General features: G+C 72.2%; 14 protein-coding genes. 7 read left to right on the forward strand and 7 right to left on the reverse strand.

Translation table 11 applies throughout. From position 1 onward, the window contains the following. Window positions 1-40 precede the first annotated feature (40 nt). The 5 genes from ACSUPV_RS11780 (at window position 41) to ACSUPV_RS11800 (ending at window position 6,691) form a co-directional block, all read left to right on the forward strand. The gene (locus ACSUPV_RS11780) at window positions 41-1,327 is read left to right on the forward strand and encodes a PucR family transcriptional regulator (protein WP_436947442.1); all 1,287 of its coding nucleotides are present in this window, start codon (window positions 41-43) and stop codon (window positions 1,325-1,327) included. 457 nt (window positions 1,328-1,784) lie between these two features. Beyond that, on the forward strand, window positions 1,785-3,278 hold the full coding sequence (locus ACSUPV_RS11785) for an ABC transporter substrate-binding protein (protein ID WP_436947443.1): 1,494 nt from the start codon (window positions 1,785-1,787) through the stop codon (window positions 3,276-3,278). Continuing rightward, window positions 3,275-5,056: an ABC transporter permease subunit gene (locus ACSUPV_RS11790; protein ID WP_436947444.1), complete on the forward strand. Its 1,782-nt coding sequence runs from the start codon at window positions 3,275-3,277 to the stop codon at window positions 5,054-5,056. Before ACSUPV_RS11785 ends, ACSUPV_RS11790 begins: the two co-directional genes overlap by 4 nt. Continuing rightward, window positions 5,046-6,014 carry an ABC transporter ATP-binding protein gene (locus tag ACSUPV_RS11795; protein WP_436947445.1) on the forward strand — a complete coding sequence of 323 codons (969 nt, stop codon included), beginning with the start codon at window positions 5,046-5,048 and terminating at the stop codon, window positions 6,012-6,014. Before ACSUPV_RS11790 ends, ACSUPV_RS11795 begins: the two co-directional genes overlap by 11 nt. Then, entirely contained in the window at window positions 6,011-6,691 is a 681-nt protein-coding gene (locus tag ACSUPV_RS11800) for an ATP-binding cassette domain-containing protein (RefSeq protein WP_031121450.1), read from the forward strand. The genes ACSUPV_RS11795 and ACSUPV_RS11800 overlap by 4 nt, the downstream gene beginning before the upstream one ends. Here the strand turns inward: ACSUPV_RS11800 and ACSUPV_RS11805 are convergent. Then, window positions 6,678-7,256, reverse strand: a complete 579-nt coding sequence (locus tag ACSUPV_RS11805; RefSeq protein WP_037768655.1) for a TetR/AcrR family transcriptional regulator — start codon at window positions 7,254-7,256, stop codon at window positions 6,678-6,680. The genes ACSUPV_RS11800 and ACSUPV_RS11805 overlap by 14 nt on opposite strands. A gap of 86 nt (window positions 7,257-7,342) precedes the next feature. On the opposite strand from ACSUPV_RS11805, the gene ACSUPV_RS11810 reads away from it, so the two are divergent. Continuing rightward, the gene (locus ACSUPV_RS11810) at window positions 7,343-8,884 is read left to right on the forward strand and encodes an MFS transporter (RefSeq protein WP_436947446.1); all 1,542 of its coding nucleotides are present in this window, start codon (window positions 7,343-7,345) and stop codon (window positions 8,882-8,884) included. A gap of 53 nt (window positions 8,885-8,937) precedes the next feature. Here ACSUPV_RS11810 and serA read toward each other — a convergent pair whose 3' ends face one another. From serA to ACSUPV_RS11840, 6 genes are all read right to left on the reverse strand, one after another. After that, entirely contained in the window at window positions 8,938-10,527 is a 1,590-nt protein-coding gene (serA, locus tag ACSUPV_RS11815; RefSeq protein WP_436947447.1) for a phosphoglycerate dehydrogenase, read from the reverse strand. A gap of 220 nt (window positions 10,528-10,747) precedes the next feature. Then, entirely contained in the window at window positions 10,748-11,746 is a 999-nt protein-coding gene (ilvC, locus tag ACSUPV_RS11820; RefSeq protein WP_031121446.1) for a ketol-acid reductoisomerase, read from the reverse strand. A 121-nt stretch (window positions 11,747-11,867) separates the two neighbouring features. After that, window positions 11,868-12,392 (reverse strand): acetolactate synthase small subunit, encoded by a 525-nt coding sequence (gene ilvN, locus ACSUPV_RS11825; RefSeq protein WP_010048631.1) that lies wholly within the window; start codon window positions 12,390-12,392, stop codon window positions 11,868-11,870. 35 nt (window positions 12,393-12,427) lie between these two features. Continuing rightward, window positions 12,428-14,275, reverse strand: a complete 1,848-nt coding sequence (locus tag ACSUPV_RS11830; RefSeq protein ID WP_031121445.1) for an acetolactate synthase large subunit — start codon at window positions 14,273-14,275, stop codon at window positions 12,428-12,430. A gap of 230 nt (window positions 14,276-14,505) precedes the next feature. After that, window positions 14,506-17,526, reverse strand: coding sequence for a putative bifunctional diguanylate cyclase/phosphodiesterase (locus ACSUPV_RS11835; protein WP_436947448.1), 3,021 nt, complete (start codon window positions 17,524-17,526; stop codon window positions 14,506-14,508). 426 nt (window positions 17,527-17,952) lie between these two features. Then, window positions 17,953-18,903: a 2-hydroxyacid dehydrogenase gene (locus ACSUPV_RS11840; protein WP_031117526.1), complete on the reverse strand. Its 951-nt coding sequence runs from the start codon at window positions 18,901-18,903 to the stop codon at window positions 17,953-17,955. Between the two features lie 77 nt (window positions 18,904-18,980). Here ACSUPV_RS11840 and ACSUPV_RS11845 point away from each other — a divergent pair, with 77 nt between their 5' ends. Further along, window positions 18,981-19,979: an aldo/keto reductase gene (locus ACSUPV_RS11845; protein ID WP_359789870.1), complete on the forward strand. Its 999-nt coding sequence runs from the start codon at window positions 18,981-18,983 to the stop codon at window positions 19,977-19,979. The last annotated feature ends 89 nt before the right edge of the window (window positions 19,980-20,068 follow it).

The raw sequence follows: 20,068 nt of genomic DNA on the forward strand, positions 1-20,068 counted from the left end.
GATGTATGAAGGGGTCCCGGGAGTGCGGGACAATGCCCGGATGACGTCGGAACACAGGGGCGACTACGAGGAGCTGGTCGACGAGATCTCGGAGCTGCTCGGCGCGCCCGCGACGCTGGAGAACCGGGACTTCGAGCTGATCGCCTTCGGCGCGTACGACAGCGAGGGCGACCTCGATCCGTCGGCCCTGGACCCGGTGCGCACCCGCTCGATCCTCACCCGCCGCTCGACGGCGGCCGTGCGGGCGTGGTTCGAGGGCTTCGGCATCACGCGGGCGACGGGCCCGGTCCGCATCCCGCCGACCCCGGAGGCCGGCGTCTACCGGGGGCGCATCTGCCTCCCCGTCCGCCACCGGGGCGTGGTGCACGGCTACGTCTGGCTCCTCGACGACGATCCCGGCCCGAGCGAGCGACAGCTGTCCGCCGCGATGCTGGTCACGGCCCGGATCGGCGCCCTGCTCGCGGACGAGGCCCAGCACGGCGCCGACCTCAGCCGCGAGCTGCGGGCGGTGCTCACCGCCGAGCGAGGCTGGCAGAGCGACATGGCCATCGCCGAGCTCCGCACCGCCCTCGGCCCGCGCGCCGACGGCCCGCACACCGTGGTGTGTGTCGCGCCCTGGCCCTCGGCCGACCCCGACGACGCCCCGTCGGTGCGCGGCATGCCGGGCGCGACCGCCCTGTGCACGCTGCCGTGGGGAGCGGCGGCCCAGTGCGTGGCGGTCCTGGTCCGGCTGCGCTCGGCGGACGTCCTGACTCCGGCGACGACGGCGGCGGGCCGGCTGCTGGAGCGGGTGCGCGGGGGGACGGGGCCGGGCGACGGGCGCGGGGGGACAGGGCGGGGCGACGCGCGCGGAGGGACGGGGCCGGGAGACACCCCCACCCCGGGCGGTGCCTGTGCCGGTATCGCCACCCCCCGCTCCGGCCTCGCCGAGCTCGGCGCCTCCTGGTGGGAGGCGTCGGCGGCGGCGCGGGCGGCGCTGGCCGAGCCGCGGCTGGGGCCGGTGGCGCAGTGGGCGTCGATCGGGCCGTTCCGTCTGCTCACCGCGCTCCCCCCGGAGGTCGCCCACGACCCCGTCGCCCGGACCCTGCTCGCCCCGGTCCACCGGGAACTCGCCCGGACCGCCGAGGTCTACCTCGACTGCGCCGGCCAGGCCGCCCGGGCCGCCGCCGAGCTGGGCATCCACCGCCAGACCCTCTACTACCGCCTCTCCCGCATCGAGAAGCTCACGGGTCTGGACCTGGACGACGGCGAGGACCGGCTGCTGCTGCACATGACACTGAAAGGGGCCCGGCTCGCCCCCGGTGACGCCAGGGGGCCGTCCGGGTGAGTCCCGCCCCCGAACGGGCGGTGTTCGGGACGGACCCGTACCCTCCGGCGCCGCGCATGGTCACGGTTCTCCCGGTGTGCCATCGGCTGGGAGGAGTGCACGTGCGGAATCGACGCGCCTGGTCCGCGACGCGAACGGTGGTGACGGGGCCCACCCCGACTACCTCACCGGCCACGCCACCATGGGCGGCGCACGGATGCGCATGCTGACCGGGATCCTCGGCACCCGCTCGTCGACCTGCGCATCCGGTCGATCACCACCGGCGCGACCCGCCACTACCGCTACGCCCACGAGTACGAACGGGACGTCGTCGAGGCCCGCGTCCGGGGCGGGATTGCCTGGGCGCTGCGGACGTACTTCCGCCCCGTACCCTGATCACGGGCACTTCTGAAAACGATTGTCATCTGCTACGGTCGTGGCGCGTTCAACATTTACCAGGCCTTGACCGAGGTGTCCCGTGCGCGTCCCTGCCCGACTCATCCCCCTTGCTGCCGTCACCGCGGCCTCCGCCCTGCTCACCGGCTGCTTCACCGGTGGGCAGTCGGCCACGGACGACTCCGGGGCAGGGGGCAAGCGCATACGCGTGGCGATGATGCAGCCACCCCGCTCGGGACTGTCCCCGCTGTCGGACGACGCCTTCAAGCTGTCGCGCTGGTCGACGGCGGAGACCCTGGTGAAACTGAACGCGGACGGTGACGCCGAGCCGGCGCTGGCCACCGAGTGGACCCAGTCCGGCCGGAGTTGGACCTTCACCCTGCGCGAGGGCGTCACCTTCCACGACGGGACGAAGCTCACCGCCGAGGCCGTCGTCAACTCCCTCACCAAGGCCGCCGCCGCCTCCCCCAAGCCCCGCATTCTCGACGGCGTGGAGCTGACCGCGAAGACCGACGGCGACAAGGTCACCGTCACCACCGCCACCGAGGACCCCCTGGTCCCGCAGCGGCTCAGTTCCCCGCAGCTGTCGATCCTGGCCACCAAGGCCTACCAGGGGAAGACCGTCGACCCCGTCGGCGCGGGCACCGGCCCCTTCGAGTTGACGAAGGTCAACGGCACCGCCTCCGCCGCACTCGACCGCTACGACGGCTACTGGGGGAAGAAGGCCAAGGCCCCCGGCATCGACGTGCGGTTCGTGCCGGACGGCACGGCTCGTGCCGCGGCCCTGCGCAGCGGCGAGGCCGACATCGTCGAGGCGGTGCCGGTGTCGCAGGCCGCCGTCCTCGACCAGGACCTGATCACAGAGGTCCCGATGCCGCGCACCAACACCCTGTACCTCAACACCGAGAAGGGCCCCTTCCGGGACGCCGCGCTGCGGGCGGCGGCCCGTGAGGCGATCGACGCCGAATCGATCGTGAAGGGCGTGTACGAGGGCCGCGCCGACGTCGCCGAGGGGCTGCTCGGCCCCGCCCTGCCGTGGGCCGCCGAGCTGCGGAAGCCGGTGCGGCGGGCCAAGGCGTCCGACCCGGCCGGCAAGACGATCACCATCGGCACCTTCACCGACCGCGCCGAGCTGCCCGAGGTCGCCGCCGCACTGCAACAGCAGCTCCAGAAGGCCGGGTTCAAGGTGAAACTCGACGTCCGCGAGTACGCCAACATCGAGTCCGACGCGCTGGCGGGCCGGTTCGACGCGTTCATCCTCTCCCGCGCCACCGTCCTCGACTCCGGCGACCCGGCCGCCTATCTCTACAGCGACTTCGCCTCCGACGGCTCCTTCAACATCGCCCAGCTCGCCGACCCGGCCGTGGACAAGGCCCTGAAGAAGGCCGGCGAGACCAGGACCGGTGACCCGCGCCGCGCCGCGGTCATCGCCGCCGAGGCCGCCGTGCTCGGCACCGACGCGGCCGTGCCCATGCTGCACGAGCGTGTGATCCAGGGCGACGCCGCCGGCGTGACCGGCGCCGCCCACGACCCGCGCGAGCGGGAGCTGGTCACGGCGGACACCTACGTCAAGTGAAGGTCCGCATAGGGCGGCCGGCCGACGCCGCCACGCTCACGCGCCTCCTCTGCCTCATCGCCGTCCTGGCCGCCGTCGGCCTGCTGCCCTGGCTCTCCGGCAGGGACCCGGCACTGGCCGTGCTGCGGGCCCGCTCCGCGGAGCAGGACCCGACCGAGGAAGCCCTGGACTCCATACGACAGGACCTCGGTCTCGACGCCGGCCCCCTGTCCCTGCTGGGCAGTTGGGCCTCGGACCTGCTGCGCGGCGACCTCGGCACCTCCTGGGTGTCGGGCACCGAGGTACTGCCCTCCGTGGTCTCCGGGCTCCAGGTGTCGCTGGCGCTGATGGGCGCCTCGCTCGGCGTGGCACTGCTGCTGGCGTGCGCGCTGGTCACCCCGGTGCTGGTGCGGGGCCGGACCTCGGGCGGGGCGTGGGCCGCGATGCTCGCCGCCGTACCCGAGTTCCTGCTGGCCACGATCGCGCTGCTGGTGTTCGGGGTGTGGCTGAGGTGGCTGCCGACGTCGGGCTGGGCAGGGCCGGAGAACTTGGTCCTGCCCGCCGTGGCCCTCGGCGTCCCCGGCGGCGGGCTGCTCGGCCGTCTGGTCGCGGACTCGCTGCCCGCCGTGCTCGACGAGCGGTGGGTGGAGCTGTGGCGGGGCGCCGGGGTGAGCCGGGCGCGGATCGCCGGGGCGGCGCTGCGGCGCGTCCTGCCGCCACTGGTCCCGCAGTTCGGGATGGTCGCCGTGGGGCTCACCGGTGGCGCGGTCGCCGTGGAGACGGTCTTCGCCGTGCCGGGTATCGGCCGTACCGCCCTCGGTGCGGCCAAGTCAAAGGACCTGCCGCTGCTCCAGGGCTCGGTGCTCGCGCTGCTCGCGCTCGGCCTCGTCACGGGCGCGCTGGCGGCGTTCGCCCGGCGGCGGCTGCTGGGCCCGGCCCTGCGTGACGCCTCGCTGTCGCTGCCTCCTGCACGGCCGGTGCGCGCGCATCCCACGATCCCGCTGTCGCTGTTCACCGTCCTCGCCGTGACGATCGGCTGGGGCCTGTCGCGCGACCCGTACGCCGTGGACACCACGGCCCGGCTGGCCGAGCCTTCCTGGGCGCACCCGCTGGGCACCGACGGCCTGGGCCGTGACGTGCTCGCCCGGCTGGGCCACGGCGCCGCCTCCACGGTCGGCACGGCGACGGCCGTCTGCCTGCTGAGCCTGCTGATCGCGCTCGCCCTGGGCTTCCTGCCCCGGATCGCGGAGGGCGCGGCGGACATCGCCAACGCGCTGCCCCCGGTGATCGTCGGCATCCTGGTCGCGGCGGCCGTCGGGCCCGGCACCGGCGGGGCGGCCCTCGCGGTCGCGCTGATCTCCTGGCCGGCCCTGTCCGCGCACGCGGCGGCGCTGGTGCAGGAGGTGCGGGCGTCGGCGTTCCTCACCGCCCAGCGCGCCATCGGTGCGAGCCCGTTCTGGATCCTCACCCGGCACGTCCTGCCGTCCGTGGCCGGGCCGGTCGCGCGCCACGCCCTGCTGCGCCTGCCGGGCATCGCCCTGGCCCTGGCCTCGCTGGGCTTCCTCGGCCTGGGCGCCCAGCCGCCCGCCCCCGAGTGGGGCCTGCTGCTGGAGGAGTCCCGCGCCTATGTGGAACGCGCCCCGTGGGCGGCCCTCGCCCCGGCGGTCGCGCTGGCCCTGCTGGCCGGGCTCGCGGTGTCGGGCGCGGCGCTCACGCAGGGCCGTGGGCTACGGCGAAGCGCCCCGGCCTCGGCTCCGGCTCCGGCTCCGGCCAAGAAGGAGGCCCCCGTTGAAGTCTGAGGCACTGCTCACCGTCAGCGATCTCCGGATCGCCTTCGACGGCGTGGAGGCCGTGCGCGGCCTGTCCTTCGACGTCCGCCCGCGTGAAGCACTGGCGATCGTCGGCGAGTCGGGAGCGGGCAAGTCCCTCACGGCCCGCGCGCTCCTCGGCATGCTGCCGCGCGGCGCGACCACGAGCGGCACGATCAGCCCGGACCTCTCCACCCACCGCGGCCGGCGCATCGCGCTGGTCCCGCAGGACGCCCTGTCCGCCCTGTCCCCCGTGCACCCGGTGGGCGACCAGCTCGTCGCCGCCGTACGGTCCGTGGCCGGGGTGTCCCGCGGGGAGGCCCGGGCCCGGGCGGTCGCGGCCCTGGACCGGGTCGGCATCCCGGACGCGGCGCGCAGGGCGCGGGCCTACCCGCACGAGTTCTCCGGCGGCATGCGGCAGCGCGCGGTGATCGCCATGGCGACGATCAACGAACCGGAGATCGTGGTCGCCGACGAGCCCACCACCGCGCTCGACGAGGAGCGCCGCGACCAGGTGCTGGGGCTGCTCGCCGAGCAGCGTGCGGCGGTCGGCGCCGCGCTCGTCCTGGTCACGCACGACATGGACGTCGTCCAGGGCCACGCGGACCGTGTCCTGGTCATGTACGCGGGGCGCCTCACCGAGCTCGGCCCGGCGGACGAGGTGCTGACCCGTCCCCGCGCCCCCTACACCGCCGGTCTGCTGGCGTCGCTCCCGCAGCACGCGCCCGAGGGCCGCCGTCTCCCCGCCCTGCGCGGCACCCCGCCCGCCCCGGGCGCGCTCCCGCCGGGCTGCGCCTTCGCCCCGCGCTGCCCGCTCGCGGCCGAGGCCTGCCACACGGCGGAACCCGAGCCCCGGCAGGCCGCCGGTCGCCTGGTCGCATGCCACCGCTGGGAGGAACTGCCTCACCCGGCGACCGAGTTGTTCCTCAAGGAGCGGCAGCCCGCATGAGTGATCCCCTGCTCGACGTCCGCGACCTCGTCGTCCGCTACGGCCGGGTCACCGCCGTGGACGGCGTCTCCTTCTCCCTGGCCGCCGGCGAGACCCTCGCGCTGAACGGCCCGTCCGGCTGCGGCAAGTCCTCCACGGCCCTCGCGGTGCTCCTGCTGCGCCGCCCGGCCGAGGGCTCAGTCCGTTTCGAAGGGCGGGAGTTGACGGCGCTGAGCGAGAGCGAGCTACGGCCGCTGCGCCCCCGTATGCAGCCCGTCTTCCAGGACCCGTACGGCTCGCTCAGTCCCCGCCACCGCATCCGGGACGCGATCGCCGAGCCCCTGAAGGTTCAGGGTCGCTGGGATCCGGACCAGGGCCCGGCCCGCGTCGCCGAACTCCTCGACCGCGTCGGCCTGGACCCCGCGTACGGCGACCGCCGGCCGCACGAGCTGTCCGGCGGCCAGTGCCAGCGCGCCGGCATCGCCCGCGCCCTCGCCTCGGACCCGCGCCTGCTGGTCCTGGACGAGCCCGTGTCCTCACTCGACCCGTCGGTGCGCGCGGGGGTGCTGAACCTGCTCGCCGACCTCCAGGACGACCTGGGCCTCGGCTACCTGTTCATCTGCCACGACCGGGCGGTCGTCCGGCACGTCGCGGACCGGGTGATCGAGATGCGGGAGGGCCGCGTCACGTCCGGGTAGCGGCCTCGATCACCTGACGCAGCCCCTCGGCGAGCCGGCCGGCCTCGGGCGCGCTCTTCGGATCGAAGGTCCACTGCGCCATGAGGCCCATCATCAGTGTCAGGTAGAAGTACCCGAGGGTGTCCACCCGCTCCTCGGGCACGTCGTCCTCGTGCCCGCCGTGGAAGAGCGTGACGATGCCGCGGGCGCCGCCCCGCTGGGCCCGCGCCAGATGCTCCCGCACCTCCGGCAGCTGGTCGCCCATGGCCACGATCTCCATGCTGAGCCGCCACATCGACCCGGGGTCCCGCATGGTGGAGATGATGTTCGCCCACACCTCGGCGAACCGCTCCAGCGATCCCGGCTCCCCGCGCAGCTCGCCGCCGCCCTCGAAGGTCTCGGACATCCCCTCCACCATCTCGATGTACGCCTGCGCCAGCAGCGCGTCCTTCGAGCCGTAGTGGTAGCCGATCGACGCCAGGTTGGCCCCCGACTCCTTGACGATGTCGCGCGCGGTCGTGCGCAGGAAGCCCTTCGCCAGCAGGCAGCGCTTGGCGCCCTCGAGCAGATCCTCACGGTGTCCCATGCCGCCTCACTCTACTCCAGCGTCCATACACACGTCTTATACAGACGTACTAGACAAGCGTTTAATACGCTCGTACAGTCCTGCCCATGACGACGAAAGCGCACCCTCCCGCCCTCGCCGGCCGTCGTGAATGGACGGCTCTCGGCGTGCTGATGCTGCCGCTGCTGCTGGTCTCGATGGACGTGTCGGTCCTGTACTTCGCGGTCCCCGCGATCAGCGCGGATCTGGAGCCGAGCGCCACCCAGCAGCTGTGGATCTTCGACATCTACGGCTTCGTACTGGCCGGTCTGCTGATGACCATGGGCTCGCTCGGCGACCGCATCGGCCGCCGCAGGCTCCTGCTGATCGGAGCCGCGGCCTTCGGTGCGGCCTCCCTGGTCGCGGCCTATGCGAACAGCGCCGAGACCCTGATCGCCGCCCGCGCGGTCCTCGGTATCGGCGGCGCGACGCTGATGCCGTCGACGATGGCACTGGTGCGGACGATGTTCACCGACCCCGCGCAGCGCACCAAGGCGATCGGTGTGTGGTCCGGTGTGATGACGGCCGGCATCGCGCTCGGCTCGGTGATGAGCGGTGTGCTGGTCGAGCACTTCTGGTGGGGCTCGGTCTTCCTGGTCAACCTGCCCGCGATGGTGTTGCTCCTGGTCCTGGGTCCCGTCCTGCTCCCCGAGTCACGCAACCCGCGCCCCGGCCGCTTCGACCGGCTGAGCGTCCCCTTGTCGATGGCAGCGGTGCTCCCCGTGATCTACGGCCTGAAGGAGCTCGCGTCGGAGGGCTGGAACGTGCGGTACGTGATGTCGGTGACGGTCGGCCTGCTGTTCGCCGCCCTGTTCGTCCACCGCCAGCGCACGGCGGCGTCCCCGCTGGTCTCGCCGGAACTGTTCCGGCGTCGCGGCTTCACCCCGGCCGTCGTCCTCAACCTCGCCGCCGCCTTCGGCATGATGGGCTCGGCGTACTTCACGACCCAGTACCTCCAGTCGGTCCTGGACAAGAGCCCCCTCGAAGCAGCGCTGTGGAGTCTGCTGCCGTCGGTGCCTATCGGGCTCGCGGCCCTGGTCGGCGCACAGCTCGTGCAGCGGGGCGTGCCGCGGGCTCACGTCGTCGGCGCGGGCTTCGCCGTCGCCGCGTGCGGCTACGTGATGCTGGCCCTGGCCGGAACGGACTCCCTCTGGCTGCTGCTGGCCGCCTGCGGCGTCCTGGCCTGCGGCATCGTCGCCGTCATGTCCCAGGTGGCGGACCTGGCCCTGAGCGCAGCTCCCGTGGAGAAGGCCGGCGCGGCCTCGTCCCTGCTGGAGACCGGAACGGAGTTCGGCGGCGCGCTGAGCATGGCGTTCCTCGGCTCCATCGGTACGGCCGTCTACCGCCACGAGATCCCGGCCTCGGCCCCCACTGCGGCCCACGAGACACTGGGCGGCGCCCTGGCCGTCGCCGACCGGACGCCGGGGCGCGCGGGAGACGCCCTGGCGACGGCGGCGCGGGAGGCGTTCACCAGCGGGATGAACGCGGCGGCGATCACGGGCGCGGTGCTGCTGGCCGGGGCGGCGGTAGCCGCGGCGGTGACCCTGCGACAGGCCCAGATACAGGAGAACGCCGGACGGGCTGAGGTGGTCAGCCCGTCCGGCGCTTGAGGAGGAGCCCGTTCAGGGCGAACGGGGGCTCGGGGGCGGAGCCCCCGGGAAGGTCACACCAGGTTCACCGACCGGGCGGACGTGGCACCGATCTCCGCCGCGACCTCGGCCAGCACGCCCGGGTTGACCGTGTCGTCCACGGTCAGCACGGCCAGCGCCTCGCCACCGGCGGCCGCACGCGACACCTGCATGCCGGCGATGTTGATGCCCGCCTCGCCGAGGATGCGGCCGACCGTGCCGACGACACCCGGCCGGTCCTCGTACCGCAGCACCACCATGTGGTCGGCGAGCGCGAGGTCCACGTCGTAGACCCCGACGGCGACGATCTTCTGGAGGTGCTTCGGACCGGCCAGCGTGCCGGAGACCGACACCTCCTCGCCGTCGGCGAGGGTGCCGCGCACGGTGACGACGTTGCGGTGCTCGCTCGCCTCGGAGCTGGTGGTCAGGCGCACCTCGACACCGCGCTCCTGGGCGAACAGCGGGGCGTTGACGTACGACACCGTCTCGTCGACGACGTCCTCGAAGACGCCCTTGAGGGCGGACAGCTCCAGCACCTTCACGTCGTGCTGGGTGATCTCGCCGTAGACCTCGACGTCCAGGCGGACCGCGACCTCGCCGGCGAGCGCGGTGAAGATCCGGCCCAGGCGCTCGGCCAGCGGCAGACCGGGCTTGACGTCCTCGGCGATGACACCGCCCTGCACGTTCACCGCGTCCGGCACGAGCTCACCGGCGAGCGCGAGGCGCACCGAGCGGGCGACGGCGATACCGGCCTTCTCCTGCGCCTCGTCCGTGGAGGCACCGAGGTGCGGGGTGGCGACGACCTGGTCGAACTCGAACAGCGGGGAGTCCGTGCAGGGCTCCTTCGCGTAGACGTCGAGGCCGGCACCGGCGACCCGGCCCTCCTTCAGCGCCGAGTACAGCGCCTCCTCGTCGACGATCCCGCCGCGCGCGGCGTTGACGATGCGCACGCTCGGCTTGACCTTGCGCAGCGCCTCGTCGCCGATCAGACCGAGGGTCTCGGGCGTCTTGGGGAGGTGGACGGTGATGAAGTCGGAGACCTCCAGCAGCTCGTCCAGCGAGAGCACCTTGACGCCCATCTGCGCGGCCCGGGCGGGCTGCACGTAGGGGTCGTAGGCGACGACCTTCATGCCGAAGGCGGACATGCGCTGCGCGACGAGCGCGCCGATGCGGCCGAGGCCGACGACGCCGAGGGTCTTCTCGGCCAGCTCGACACCCGTGTACTTGCTGCGCTTCCACTCGCCGTTCTTCAGCGCGGCGTTGGCCTGCGGGATGTTGCGGGCCGTGGCGAGGAGGAGACCGCAGGCCAGCTCGGCGGCGGTCACGATGTTCGAGGTGGGGGCGTTGACGACCATCACGCCGGCCTTGGTGGCGGCGGAGACGTCCACGTTGTCCAGGCCGACGCCGGCTCGTGCGACGACCTTGAGCTTGTTCGCGGCCGCGATCGCCTCGGCGTCGACCTTGGTGGCCGAGCGGATCAGGATCGCGTCGACCTCGGCGATGGCGGGGAGCAGCTCGGCGCGGTCCGCGCCGTTGCAGTGCCGGATCTCGAAGTCCGGGCCCAGCGCGTCGACGGTGGCGGGCGACAGCTCTTCAGCGATGAGTACGACGGGTTTCGAGCTCACGTGAGTCCTCACAAGTCCAGTGCTGCGGACGGCCGTCCCGACGGCCGCAGGCGGTGGAGGGGTGCTTGCCGCGTGGAAGACGCACGACGCTGTGGGCCTGACGCGTATATATGCAGCAGTGTAGTGGTGCGACGAGGGGCGTCTTACGCCTCTGCGGAAGGATCACCCGGACGAGAAAGGGCCCGGCCGCGGCGTCGCTGCCGCGGCCGGGCCCGGGGGCTCACGCCTCCTCGTTGACCCAGCTCATGAGCTTGCGCAGCTCCTTGCCGGTGGTCTCCAGGAGGTGCTCGGAGTCCTGCTTCTTGTACTCGTTGTACTTCTTCAGACCGCCGTGGTACTCGTCCATCCACTGCTGCGCGAAGGAGCCGTCCTGGATCTCGGCCAGGACCTTCTTCATCTCGGCCTTGGTGGCGTCCGTGATGATGCGCGGGCCGGTGACGTAGTCGCCCCACTCGGCGGTCTCGGAGATCGACCAGCGCATCTTCTCCAGGCCGCCCTCGTACATGAGGTCGACGATCAGCTTCAGCTCGTGCAGGCACTCGAAGTAGGCGATCTCCGGCTGGTAGCCGGCCTCGGTCAGCGTCTCGAAGCCCGCCTTGACCAGCGCGGCCGTACCACCGCAGAGGACGGCCTGCTCACCGAAGAGGTCGGTCTCGGTCTCCTCGGTGAAGGTCGTCTTGATGACGCCGGCGCGGGTGCCGCCGATGCCCTTCGCGTACGACAGGGCCAGCGCGAAGGCGTTGCCGGAGGCGTCCTGCTCGACGGCGGCGATGCAGGGAACGCCGCGGCCCTCCTCGTACTGGCGGCGGACCAGGTGGCCCGGGCCCTTCGGGGCGACCATGCAGACGTCCACGCCGGCCGGGGGCTTGATGAAGCCGTAGCGGATGTTCAGGCCGTGGCCGAAGAACAGCGCGTCGCCGTCCTTCAGGTTGGGGGCGATGTGCTCCTCGTAGACCTGGGCCTGGATGGGGTCCGGGACGAGGATCATGATGACGTCGGCCTCGGCGGCGGCCTCGGCGGGGGTCACCACGCGCAGGCCCTGCTCCTCGGCCTTGGCCTTGGACTTGGAGCCCTCGTGCAGACCGACGCGGACGTCGACACCCGAGTCACGGAGCGACAGCGCGTGGGCGTGGCCCTGGCTGCCGTACCCGATGACCGCGACCTTGCGGCCCTGGATGATGGACAGGTCGGCGTCGGCGTCGTAGAACAGCTCGGCCACTTTGGGTTCTCTCCTCGGGAGTGCAGGTGTTGCGTCCCACCGTATGACGGGGGGCGGAAGGGAAGTCTGGGGGTCTCGGAATACGGGCGGCCGACGACGCGCCGACCGCCCTTCTTCCGTCTTACGCCGACCGGTCCAGGGCGCGCAGCGACCGGTCCGTGATGGAACGGGCGCCGCGGCCGATCGCGATCGTGCCGGACTGGACGAGTTCCTTGATGCCGTACGGCTCCAGCATCTTCAGCATCGCGGACAGCTTCTCGCCGGATCCGGTGGCCTCGATGGTGACGGCCTCCGGGGAGACGTCGACGGTCTTGGCGCGGAACAGCTGGACGATCTCGACGATCTGGGAGCGCGTCTCGTTGTCGGCGCGCACCTTCACCAGGACGAGTTCGCGCTGCACCGCCTGCGACGGCTCCAGCTCGACGATCTTCAGCACGTTGACGAGCTTGTTGAGCTGCTTGGTGACCTGCTCCAGCGGCAGGTCCTCCACGCCCACGACGATGGTGATGCGGGAGATGTCGGGGTGCTCGGTGACGCCGACCGCGAGCGAGTCGATGTTGAAGCCGCGGCGGGAGAACAGGGCGGCGATCCGGGCGAGGATGCCGGGCGTGTTCTCCACCAGGACGGAGAGCGTGTGCTTGGACATGGTCTGCTTCCTCTGCTTGAAAGTCCTGGGGGCTCTCAGTCGTCTTCGTTGTCGCCGAAGTCGGGGCGGACGTCCCGGGCGGCCATGATCTCGTCGTTGGAGGTGCCGGCGGCGACCATCGGCCAGACCATCGCGTCCTCGTGGACGATGAAGTCGACGACGACGGGGCGGTCGTTGATGGAGTTCGCCTCTTCGATGACCTTGTCGAGGTCCTCCGGGGACTCGCAGCGGATGGCGTAGCAGCCCATGGCCTCCGACAGCTTCACGAAGTCGGGGACGCGGGTGCCGCGGGCCTCCGGGTTGACGTCGTCCGGGCCGGAGTGCAGGACGGTGTTGGAGTACCGCTGGTTGTAGAAGAGGGTCTGCCACTGGCGGACCATCCCGAGGGCGCCGTTGTTGATGACGGCGACCTTGATCGGGATGTTGTTCAGGGCGCAGGTGGTGAGCTCCTGGTTGGTCATCTGGAAGCAGCCGTCGCCGTCGATGGCCCAGACGGCCCGCTCGGGGGCCCCGGCCTTGGCGCCCATGGCGGCCGGGACGGCGTAGCCCATGGTTCCGGCGCCGCCGGAGTTCAGCCAGGTGCCCGGCTTGTCGTACTCGATGAAGTGGGCGGCCCACATCTGGTGCTGGCCGACGCCCGCCGCGAAGATCGTGCCCTCGGGCGCGAGCTGCCCGATGCGCTCGATGACCGCTTGCGGGGAGAGCGAGCCGTCGTCGGGCTGGTCGTAGCCGAGCGGGTAGGTCTCGCGCCAGCGGTTCAGGTCGTTCCACCACATGCTGTAGTCGCCCTGGTGGCCCTCGCTGTGCTCCTTCTGCACGGCCTGGATCAGGTCGGCGATGACCTCGCGGGCGTCACCGACGATCGGCACGTCGGCGGCGCGGTTCTTGCCGATCTCGGCGGGGTCGATGTCCGCGTGGACGATCTTGGCGAACGGGGCGAAGCTGTCCAGCTTGCCGGTGACGCGGTCGTCGAAGCGGGCGCCGAGGGCGACGATCAGGTCGGCCTTCTGCAGGCCGGTGACCGCGGCCACCGAGCCGTGCATGCCGGGCATGCCCAGGTGCTGCGGGTGGTTGTCGGGGAACGCGCCGAGCGCCATCAGGGTGGTGGTGACGGGCGCGCCGGTCAGCTCGGCGAGGACCTTCAGCTCGGCGGTGGCCCGGGCCTTGAGCACGCCGCCGCCGACGTACAGCACGGGCCGGCGGGCCTGGGTGATCAGCTTGGCGGCCTCGCGGATCTGCTTGGCGTGCGGCTTGGTGACCGGGCGGTAGCCGGGCAGGTCCATGGTGGGCGGCCAGGAGAAGGTCGTCTTCGCCTGGAGGGCGTCCTTGGCGATGTCGACCAGGACCGGGCCGGGACGGCCGGTGGAGGCGATGTGGAACGCCTGCGCGATGATCCGCGGGATGTCCTCGGCCTTGGTGACGAGGAAGTTGTGCTTGGTGATCGGCATGGTGATGCCGACGATGTCCGCCTCCTGGAAGGCGTCCGTGCCGATCGCCTTGGACGCCACCTGGCCGGTGATCGCGACCAGCGGCACGGAGTCCATGTGCGCGTCGGCGATCGGGGTAACCAGGTTGGTGGCGCCGGGGCCGGAGGTGGCCATGCAGACGCCGACCTTGCCGGTGGCCTGCGCGTAGCCGGTGGCGGCGTGGCCGGCGCCCTGCTCGTGGCGGACCAGGACGTGGCGCACCCTGGTGGAGTCCATCAGCGGGTCGTAGGCCGGGAGGATCGCACCGCCGGGAATGCCGAATACCGTGTCGGCGCCGACCTCCTCGAGGGAGCGGATGAGGGACTGCGCGCCCGTCACCTGCTCGGGGGCGGAGTGCTGTCCTCCGGATCGGGGCCGGGGCTGCGGGTGATGGGCCCCGGTGGCCTGCTCGGTCATCGGCATTCTCTTCTCAGATGCTGAGGGTTTTTGCGAGATTTGTACGGTCTTCGGCTGCTGCACGGAGGGCGCCTGTGCAACAAAAAACCCCTCGTGCCATAAGGCAAGCGAGGGGAGCGCGCCGGGTGGGGTCGCTGAGCGGTCGAGGCTCAGCGTCAGCCGACGCGCTTTCCAAGTACGAGAATTCGGGTGCGCATGGCACAGACCCTCCCCCCGGCACGCACTCACTGTCAAGTGGGTGGGACGGGAGTCTCATTATGTGAGCGGAGAGCCGTACCGCCTCCGATGACGGCGGACACCCCCGAGCTGTACACCCGCGGGGCACCGCCCGCGAAAGCCGGCTCGGCCGATCCGTTCGGCACCGGATAGTGACCGGCGGCGAGCGCCCGGCGCAGCCGGTACTCGTCGAGCGGCCCGGAGAACGCCATGCCCTGCCCGTGGGTGCAGCCCATCGCGCGCAGGGCGACGACCTGCTCGGGCAGGTCCACGCCTTCGGCCACGGACTGCAGCCCGAGGTCGCCGGCGATGCGCAGCAGCCCACTGGTGATCTTGTGCAGGCGCGCGGACTCGACGACGCCCTCGACCAGACCGCGGTCGAGCTTCAGGATGTCCACGGGCAGCCTCCTGAGGGCCGTGATCGCCGCGCAGCCGCTGCCGAACCCGTCGAGGGCGATGCGTACGCCGACCCGCCGCAGGGCGCCGAGGCGCCGCTCCAGCTCGTCCAGCGGGACCCTCGGGTCGGCGTCGGACAGCTCGATGATCAGCGATCCGGACGGCAGGCCGTGCCGGGTGAGCAGCGCCTCGACCGAGCCGAGCGGCATGGACTTGTCCAGCAGCCGGCGCGCGCTCATCCGGACCACGACCGGCGCGGACAGCCCGGTCGCGTGCCGCTCCGCCGCCTGTTCGACGGCCTCCTCGATCATCCACCGGCCCAGCTCGGCGGTCTTGTCGCTGTCCTCGGCCACGCGCAGGAACTCCGCCGGGGTGAAGAGCACCCCCTGGGAGGAACGCCAGCGCGCCTGTGCGGACACCGATGAGATCCGGCCGTCCTCAAGACGGACCACCGGCTGGTGCAGCAGGGCGAACTCGCCGTCGTGCAGCGCGGCCCGCAGGCGCGTGGCCAGCTCCGCCTTCCGTACGACGTCCTGCTGCATCTGCGGCTTGTACAACTCGACGCGGCCCTTGCCGCCGGCCTTGGCGCGGTACATCGCCAGGTCGGCGTTGCGCAGCAGCTCGCCCGCGCCGAGGCCCGCTTCCGCGAAGGCCACGCCGATGGAGGCGTTGACCCGGACATCGTTGCCGTCGATGTCGTACGGCTGGGACAGCGTCGTCCGGAGGCGGTCGGCGAGCTCCAGGATGTGCCGCTGCCGGGCCTCGCGGTCGCGGGTGTTGTCCCCGACGATCAGGGCCGCGAACTCGTCTCCGCCCAGCCGGGAGGCGGTGTCTCCCTGCCGGACGGAGTCCTGGAGCCGGCGGGCGGCCTGGATGAGCAGCTCGTCCCCGGCCTGGTGCCCGATGGTGTCATTGACGGCCTTGAAGCCGTCGAGGTCGATGAAGAGCACGGCCGTGTTGCGCAGGGCAACGCCCCGGTCGGAGGCGCGACGGCCGGACAGCGCCTGCTGCACGCGCCTGGTGAACAGGACGCGGTTGGGCAGGTCAGTCAGCGGGGCGTGCTCGGCGTTGTGCTGGAGCTGCGCCTGCAGCCGCACTCTTTCGGTCACGTCCCGGCTGTTGAAGATGAGGCCGCCGTGGTGACGGTTGACGGTCGACTCGACATTCAGCCAGCCGCCGTCACCCGACCGGAAACGACACTCGATGCGTGTGGTGGGTTCCTCGACCGGGTCGGCGGCGAGGAAACGGCGCACCTCGTAAACGACGCAGCCCAGGTCCTCCGGGTGGATGAGGTGGGCCAGTTCCGTCCCCACGAGCTCCTCCGCGGGGCGGCCGTAGACACCGGCGGCGGCCGGGGAGACGTACCGGAGGATGCCGCTGGGCGCGGCGATCATGATGACGTCGCTGGAGCCCTGCACCAGGGAGCGGAAGTGGTTCTCCTTCTGCGCCAGTTCCTGGGTGAGGGTGATGTTGTCGAGCAGCATGATGCCCTGCCGCACGACGAGCGCGAGCACCACCGTGCCGCCGGTGATCAGCACCACGCGGTCGACGCTGCGGCCGTTGAGGACGTTGTAGAGAATCCCCAGTGTGCACACGGCCGCCGCGAGATACGGCGTGAGGGCGGCGAGGGAGCCGGCGATGGGCCGGGCGGCCGGGTACCGGCCGAGCTCGCCTCCGGGCAGGGGCAGGTGGGGGTGCGGTCCGCTGCGCTGCCCGGGCACGTGCTCGCGGACCACGCACGTGGGCCCCGCCGTGCTCTGCCGGTCCGGGTCGTGCCGGTCGATGTCCGGCGTACGGGGCGCGGCCCACGGGGCATACGCCAGGAGCAGCGAGCCGGCGAACCAGCCGGCATCGAGGAGATGGCCGGAGCGGTAGCTGTCGTGCATCAGCGGCGAGGTGAACAGGGCGTCGCACACCAGGGTCAGCGCCATGCCGCTGATCGCGGTGTTGATCGCTGTGCGGTTCACCGCCGAGCGCCGGAAGTGCAGCGCGAACACCATGCTGATCAGTGCGATGTCGAGCAGCGGATACGCCAGCGACAGCGCGATATGCGCCACGCCCGGCCCTTCCGTCTTCGCGGCCTGGGCGAGCGCGAGGCTCCAGGCCAGGGTGAGCAGCGAGCCTCCGATCAGCCAGGCGTCAAGCGCGAGGCAGACCCAGCCGGCCTTTCTCACGGGCCGCTTGGCGAGGACCAGCAGTCCCACGATGGCGGGCGGTGCGAAGCACAGGAAGAAGAGGTCGGCGTACGAGGGGCTGGGGACGGGCTGCCCGAGGACGACCTCGTACCACCCCCAGACCAGGTTGCCCAGGGCCGCCATCGCCGAGGAGAGGCCGAACAGCAACCAGGCGGGTCGAAGGCGGGTGCAGCGGTTGCGGGCGTAGAGGACACAGGACACGGCGGCGGCGCCGGCGGCGGCGCTCAGCCCGAAGTCGCCCATGATCAGGGCCATTTCGTACGAACCCCAGCCGAGCGCGCAACCGACGGTGTATGCCGCGCAGACCAGGGCGAGGACGAGTCGGAGGGCCGGGCCCGGCCGGGGACCGGGGGCCGGCGTGCGGGGCAGCAGTGCCCTGGGGGACGGAGACTGTGCCCGCAGTTCTCCGTCCAGCGTGGGCGCGGGGGTCGGCGGCGCGCTCACCGGACCCTCCCGGGCCGTGCCGCTCCCGGGTCCCGCGGGCCCCGGTGCCCCGGCTGGGCATGCCTTCCGCGGCTGCCGGGCCTGCGGTGGTGATGGCTGTGGTCGGTGTGGTGGTCGCTGTGGTGGGTGTGCCGCCCGCCGTGATCGGCGTGGTGACCGCTTCTGCGCGCGGTCGTCCGCCAGGGTCGCCGCCGGCAGCCCCGCCCCGTCGGATCGCTCGTCCAAAGGCCGTGCATCGCCTGTCGCCCCCCTCACAGTCCTGAAGTGTCCGTCCCCGGCGCCGAACGGTCCCCGGCGCATCCCCTGTCGGGACGATACACCAGTCTCGTCACTCAGGGACATAGGTTCTCTACGCTCCGTGACGATCAACAGGTACATGAGTACCCACCGCACCCGAAGGATTGCGGACGGTACCCGAAGTTCGGATCAGCCGGTTGAGGCACCCGTCGTAAGGATCACGTTGCGCAGCGGCTCCCGGTTCACATAACGGTTCAACTGGTCCACCAGGAGCCGCTTGGCGCGCGGCAGGAACGCGGAGGTGGGTCCGCCGACGTGCGGGCTGATGAGTACCCCCGGCGCACGCCACAGGGGGTGTTCGCGCGGCAGGGGCTCGGGATCGGTGACGTCGAGGGCGGCGGTGATGCGACCGGTCTCCAGTTCGGCGAGCAGCGCTTTGGTGTCGACGACTTGGCCGCGGGCGACGTTGACGAGGAGCGCACCGTCCTTCATCCGGGACAGGAAGTCGGCTCCGGCCAGGCCACGGGTGGTTTCGGTGAGCGGCGTGGACAGGATGACCACGTCCGCCTCCGGGAGCAGCGCGGGGAGTTCGGTGAGCGGACGCACCGGCCCGCGCGCCGTGGTGCGCTCGGAGCGCGCGACGCGCGCCACCCGCGCCACCTCGAACGGAACGAGCCGGTCCTCGATGGCCGCGCCGATCGCTCCGTAGCCGACGATGAGGACGTTCTTGTCGGCGAGCGCGGGCCGGAACCCGCCGAGCCACTCCCCCCGGTCCTGGGCGCGGACGAAGTCCGGGACGCCGCGCAGCGAGGCCAGGATCAGCGCGAGGGTGAGCTCTCCGGTGCTGGCCTCGTGCACCCCGCGCGCGTTGCACAGCCGCACGCCCGGGGGCAGGTGCCCCAGCCCCGGCTCGACGTGGTCGATCCCGGCGGAGAGGGTCTGCACGACCTCCACGTGGCTCATCCGGGGCAGGGGACGTACGCACAGCGGGCTGGGCTTCATGTAGGGGACGACGTAGAAGGCGCAGTCGGCCGGGTCCGCCGGGAAGGTCTCCCCGCCGTTCCAGAAGCGGTACTCCGGCCCCTCGGGGAGTCCGTCGATCTCGTCCGGCGGGATGGGCAGCCACACGTCAGCAGTCATGCTCTGGAGGCTATGTCAGGAGCGCGCCACGGCAGAGGTTAGGTTGGGGTGGCCGGAACAGGGAGGGTCACGACCAGGTGGAGCGCAGGACGATCGGCGCGGCGGCACTCGCGGTGGGGGCCGTCGGACTGGGGTGCATGCCGATGAGCTGGGCCTACAGCGCGTCGCGGCAGCGTGGCGACGAGTCGCTCAGGGCGGTGCACCGGGCGCTCGACCTGGGTTCCTCCCTGCTGGACACGGCCGACATGTACGGCCCCTTCACCAACGAGCTGCTGGTGGGGCGGGCGTTGAAGGAGCGGCGGTCCGACGCCTTCGTGTCGACGAAGGTGGGGCTCCTCGTGGGCGACCAGCACATCGTCGCCAACGGCCGTCCCGGGTATGTGAAGCGGGCCTGCGACGCCTCGCTGCGGCGCCTGCAGACGGACATCATCGACCTCTACCAGCTGCACCGGGCCGACCCCGAGGTGCCCGTCGAGGAGACCTGGGGCGCCATGGCGGAACTCGTGCGGGCCGGGAAGGTGCGGGCGTTGGGCCTGTGCGCGGTGGGCGCCCGGTCCTCGCGCCGCGGTGGGGCCCGGCTGCACGACGCGACGATCCGGCAGCTGGAACGGGTGCAGCAGGTCTTCCCGGTGAGCGCGGTGCAGGCGGAGCTGTCGGTGTGGTCGCCGGAGGCGCTGGAGACGCTGCTGCCCTGGTGCGAGAGCCGGGGTGTCGGCTTCCTGGCCGCGATGCCGCTGGGCAACGGTTTCCTGACCGGCAGGCTGCGGCCCGGCGCGGGTTTCGAGGCGGACGACCTGCGCGCCCGGCACCCCCGCTTCACGGCCGAGATGATGGCCGCGAACCAGCCGATCGTCGCGGGCCTGCGCCGGGTGGCCCGCCGGCACGGCCCGGGCGTGACGCCCGCCCAGGTCGCCCTCGCCTGGGTCCTCGCCCAGGGGCGGCACGTGGTCCCCGTCCCGGGCACGAAGCAGGAGCGCTGGGTCACGGAGAACGCGTCCGCGTCCGCGCTGCGGCTGGACTCCGAGGATCTCCGGGAGGTCGCGGAGCTGCCTCCGGCCCAGGGGTCGTGGGACTGAGCCCCGGGCGAGCCCCGGCCCCGGGGCGTAAGGGGCAAACCCCTCGTTCACGGTTCGACGTTTCGTGATCGGGAACTTGGGAGGCGCGG

The sequence above is a fragment of the Streptomyces sp. SudanB52_2052 genome, assembly GCF_964272415.1.
In the GTDB taxonomy this organism is placed as follows: Bacteria; Actinomycetota; Actinomycetes; order Streptomycetales; family Streptomycetaceae; genus Streptomyces; species Streptomyces olindensis.

Excerpts from the sequence above, each read along its gene's own strand:
- ACSUPV_RS11810 (WP_436947446.1), top strand. The coding sequence starts at position 7,343 with ATGACGACGAAAGCGCACCCTCCCGCCCTCGCCGGCCGTCGTGAATGG.
- ilvN (WP_010048631.1), bottom strand. The coding sequence starts at position 12,392 with ATGTCCAAGCACACGCTCTCCGTCCTGGTGGAGAACACGCCCGGCATC.
- ACSUPV_RS11805 (WP_037768655.1), bottom strand. The coding sequence starts at position 7,256 with ATGGGACACCGTGAGGATCTGCTCGAGGGCGCCAAGCGCTGCCTGCTG.
- ACSUPV_RS11840 (WP_031117526.1), bottom strand. The coding sequence starts at position 18,903 with ATGACTGCTGACGTGTGGCTGCCCATCCCGCCGGACGAGATCGACGGA.
- ACSUPV_RS11830 (WP_031121445.1), bottom strand. The coding sequence starts at position 14,275 with ATGACCGAGCAGGCCACCGGGGCCCATCACCCGCAGCCCCGGCCCCGA.
- ACSUPV_RS11800 (WP_031121450.1), top strand. The coding sequence starts at position 6,011 with ATGAGTGATCCCCTGCTCGACGTCCGCGACCTCGTCGTCCGCTACGGC.
- ACSUPV_RS11780 (WP_436947442.1), top strand. The coding sequence starts at position 41 with ATGACGTCGGAACACAGGGGCGACTACGAGGAGCTGGTCGACGAGATC.